The organism is Vibrio sp. 10N.222.46.A1 (assembly GCF_041473595.1).
GTDB lineage: Bacteria > Pseudomonadota > Gammaproteobacteria > Enterobacterales > Vibrionaceae > Vibrio > Vibrio tasmaniensis_A.
This window is the reverse complement of sequence record NZ_JBFRSN010001134.1, coordinates 1-3,841: the sequence shown is the minus strand read 5'-3', so window position 1 is coordinate 3,841 and position 3,841 is coordinate 1. Positions and strand designations below refer to the sequence as shown.

The 3,841-nt window shown below is 45.6% G+C and carries 3 protein-coding genes and 1 pseudogene; 1 reads left to right on the top strand and 3 read right to left on the bottom strand.

Annotated features, from left to right (window positions below; translation table 11 throughout):
* Positions 1-151: pseudogene (locus AB4496_RS24530) on the bottom strand (AraC family transcriptional regulator); the annotation flags it as partial.
* A gap of 90 nt (positions 152-241) precedes the next feature.
* Here AB4496_RS24530 and AB4496_RS24525 point away from each other — a divergent pair.
* Positions 242-1,669 carry an MATE family efflux transporter gene (locus AB4496_RS24525; RefSeq protein ID WP_032555048.1) on the top strand — a complete coding sequence of 476 codons (1,428 nt, stop codon included), beginning with the start codon at positions 242-244 and terminating at the stop codon, positions 1,667-1,669.
* A 114-nt stretch (positions 1,670-1,783) separates the two neighbouring features.
* On the opposite strand, the gene nrdG is transcribed toward AB4496_RS24525, so the two are convergent.
* Entirely contained in the window at positions 1,784-2,254 is a 471-nt protein-coding gene (nrdG, locus tag AB4496_RS24520; protein ID WP_009845339.1) for an anaerobic ribonucleoside-triphosphate reductase-activating protein, read from the bottom strand.
* 155 nt (positions 2,255-2,409) lie between these two features.
* On the bottom strand, positions 2,410-3,841 hold a 1,432-nt coding region (nrdD, locus tag AB4496_RS24515; RefSeq protein WP_372132409.1), incomplete at its 5' end, for an anaerobic ribonucleoside-triphosphate reductase.

Genomic DNA, 3,841 nt, shown 5'->3' with positions numbered 1-3,841 from the left:
GGTTCTTACGATACACCGAAAAGAAGTCTCGACACGACGCCGTGCCACATTGAACGATACCGAGCTCTTCAAATGCCAAAACATGGCTTTGATCGACAAACTCTTGGTGCGTCTTTTCAGAGATCTCATACCTTTCTTGTTTATCACTCATATCACTGCTAACTCATTCTATTGGCCAACTTATCAAAGTGGATAGTTTGGCAAAAGTTTGTGATGAGTCTGAAGAATACAGCGAAAACAAATGCCGATAAACTTCTCGCATAATCACTACCGGGGAAATGCGATGCTCTCGACATATCGTCATTTGGACAAAGAGTTTTGGCAAAAACTATTACACATTGGTTTACCTGTCTCACTGCAAACCATGTTGTTTTCATTACTAGGCGTGGTCGATATTTTTATGGTCAACCAGCTTGGTGATTCTGCAACCGCCGCTGTTGGTGTTGGCAACCGTATCTTCTTCTTCAACTTGATCATGGTATCGGGGATTAGCGGAGCTGTGAGCGTGCTAGCTTCGCAATATTTTGGTGCCGGTGATTTCAACGGAATTCGACGTACACTAGCGCAATCATGGGCACTTTCGATCTTTGCCATCATTCCCTTTGTGTTCATCTATACATTGGCTCCTGAATCAGTCGTGTCTGTGGTGGCCTCAGACCCTGATTACGTCCGCTTGGCAACGGATTACCTTTGGATAACAGGAGCCAGCCTTATTGGTACCGCTGTAGTTGTGCCGCTAGAGAGTGCACTTCGCTCTGTGGGCGAAGCCAAGCTCCCCACCAAAATCAGTATCTGGGCAATCATCGTCAATGCAATTCTCAATGCCCTATTGATCTTCGGCTTGTTTGGGTTTCCAGAACTGGGTGTGGTTGGTGCGGCTATTGGCACCACAGTATCTCGATTCTTTCAAACCATTGCATTGCTTGTTATGGCAAGAAAACATTACCCGCACCTATTCCCGACGTTAAGCAATTGGCGAGATGCGTTATTACCGAAGCATAGAAAGAAGTACTTTACGGTGGCTATACCTATGTTGGTTCACGACACTGCGTGGGCGGGCGGGATTCTTATTTACAACGTTATTGTTGGCCAAATGGGGGTTGGAGAACTTGCGATCATTTCCTTGCTATCGCCTGTCGAAAGCATTTTGATCTCTGCTTTTTTGGGTTTTGCGGTTGCGGCTTCCATCATTCTAGGTAACGAGATCGGTGCGAAGAACTATCAACGTGTCGAGAATACAGCTTGGGGCTATGTGTTAGTGAGTTGTGGGCTTGCTGCTTTACTAGCGTTAATGTGCTTTATCGCCAAACCCGCGATCGTATACATGATCGGTCTTACTCACTTAGAGCTCAAAGATACGGCCGTTAACGTTACCTTAGTAATGGCACTCGGTATGGTACTAAGAGTCTTCAATATGGTTGGTATAGGCGGAGTGCTAAAAAGTGGTGGAGACATCAACTACAGCATCTTCATCGACATATTCGGCCAGTGGGCCATTGGTATTCCCCTCGCCTACTTTACTGCTCTGGTGTTGGGGTGGCCGCTAGAATGGGTTTTGATGATTGTGCTGCTGGAAGAGCTAGCGAAGATAGCTTTAACTAGCCAGCGGATTCACTCTAAGAAATGGATCAACAACTTAATAGAAGAGCCAGATCAGGTCGTTGCTTGAATGGTAGTTTAAGCGAATAAACGAAAAGAACTCACACCCAAGGGCCGATTGGTTGCATTGCGCTAACCATGACGCCCTTTTTCGTTTTACGAGTGTGCTAAGCCACGACAACTGTTATATGTCAGTAAATCGATGAATGATTTGGTTTGAACTACCACGCCAATCCAACATTGGATCCGCTTTATCTTGTTCAAAGCGACCATCAATCAAAGTATCGACGTATTCAAGCACTTGCTTCTGATTTTCATCGAGTTCGTCGAGCTCGTAACCCGTCCACACCCAGATGTCTTTACCTTCACACTCTGCTTTTACACGCTGAACAAGCTGAAGCACTTCAGATACGTTTGCAGGATGCAGAGGATCACCACCAGAAAGCGACAAGCCACGACGCTTGATTCGCGGATCGTTCAGATCAGCGATAATGTGGTCTTGCAGTTCTTGAGTGAACAAGTGCCCTGAGTCCAAACTTTGCGTCGATTGGTTATAACACCCGCGACACTGGTGCACACAGCCCGACACAAACAAAGTGCAGCGTGTTCCTGGGCCGTTTACAACGTCGATTGGGTGATATTGATGGTAGTTCATAAGGCAGTATTGAAAACTCGTTATTGCTTAATAGTTTGAAGCGAAATGCTGTAAGATCTTAAATAAAAGAATTGGTATCGACATAGCGCCGATACCAATCTTGTTTCTTGAAACGTAGCTCTTCTTAGTAAGATAGCTAATGATCTTAGAGCTTACTAAAGGTGCTTCACGCGGCGTTTAACTTCTTCTTGCTTACCGAAGTTAAATGGTCGTGCATCTGGGCTACCAAGGTAACCACAAACGCGGCGCGTTACCGACACTTTGGTTGAGTCATGGTTACCACACTTAGGACACGTAAAGCCTTTACTTGTACAGTCGAACTCACCATTGTAGCCACATTCGTAGCACTCATCAATTGGCGTGTTGGTGCCGTAGTAAGGAACACGTGTGTAGCTGTAGTCCCATACGTTTTCTAGCGCTTCGATGTTCTTCTGCATGTTCGGGAATTCGCCGTAACAGATGAAACCACCGCTAGAGATTTCTGGATAAGGCATCTCGAAATCGATCTTGTCGTATGGGTTCACTTTCTTCTGTACGTCTAAGTGGAAGCTGTTTGTGTAGTAGCCACGGTCAGTTACACCATCAATTACACCAAACTCTTTGGTATCGATGCTGCAGAAACGGCTGCATAGGTTTTCACTTGGTGTGCCGTATAAGCTGAACGCGTAACCTGTCTCTTTTGTCCAAGATTCCACTTCACGCTTCATGTACTCCACCAGCTCAAGCGCTTTAGCACGCATTTCGCCATCGTCATACAGGTGAACGTCTGTGCCGTAAAGTGCTGTCATCGCTTCATGGATGCCAATGTAACCAAGAGAAACAGATGCACGGCCATTCTTGAAGATATCGGCAATAGAATCGTCTGCTTTCAAACGAACGCCACAAGCGCCTTCCATGTATAGGATTGGCGCAACACGCGCTTTCACGTTTTCTAGACGAGAAATACGAGTTTCTAGAGCGCGACGAGCTAGCTTCAATTTTTCATCAAGCAGTTCGTAGAACTTAGCCATATCTTGTTTTGCGTTAATAGCAATACGTGGCAAGTTCAAGCTAACAACACCTAAGTTGTTACGGCCTTCATGAATCAACTCACCGTTTTCTTCGTAAGTATTCAAGAAGCTACGGCAGCCCATAGGCGTTTTAAATGACCCTGTCACTTCTACCACTTTGTCGTAGTTAAGAATGTCTGGGTACATACGCTTAGATGCACACTCAAGCGCTAATTGCTTGATATCGTAGTTTGGATCTTGCTTCTGGTGGTTCAAACCATCTTTGATTGCAAAGACCAGTTTAGGGAACACGGCTGTTTTGCGGTTCTTACCCAAACCTGCGATGCGGTTTTTCAAGATAGATTGCTGGATAAGTTTTGAACCCCAGCTTTCACCAAGACCGAAACCAAACGTGACGAATGGTGTTTGTCCGTTAGCCGTGTGTAGCGTGTTTACTTCGTATTCCAAAGACTGGAAAGCGTCGTAACACTCTTTCTCTGTACGAGATATAGCAAAAGCTTCTGGGCTGTGAATGTCCCATTCTTTCGCTAGTGATAGGTGTTTCTCGTAACTCGCCATTACGTACGGTTCTAGAACC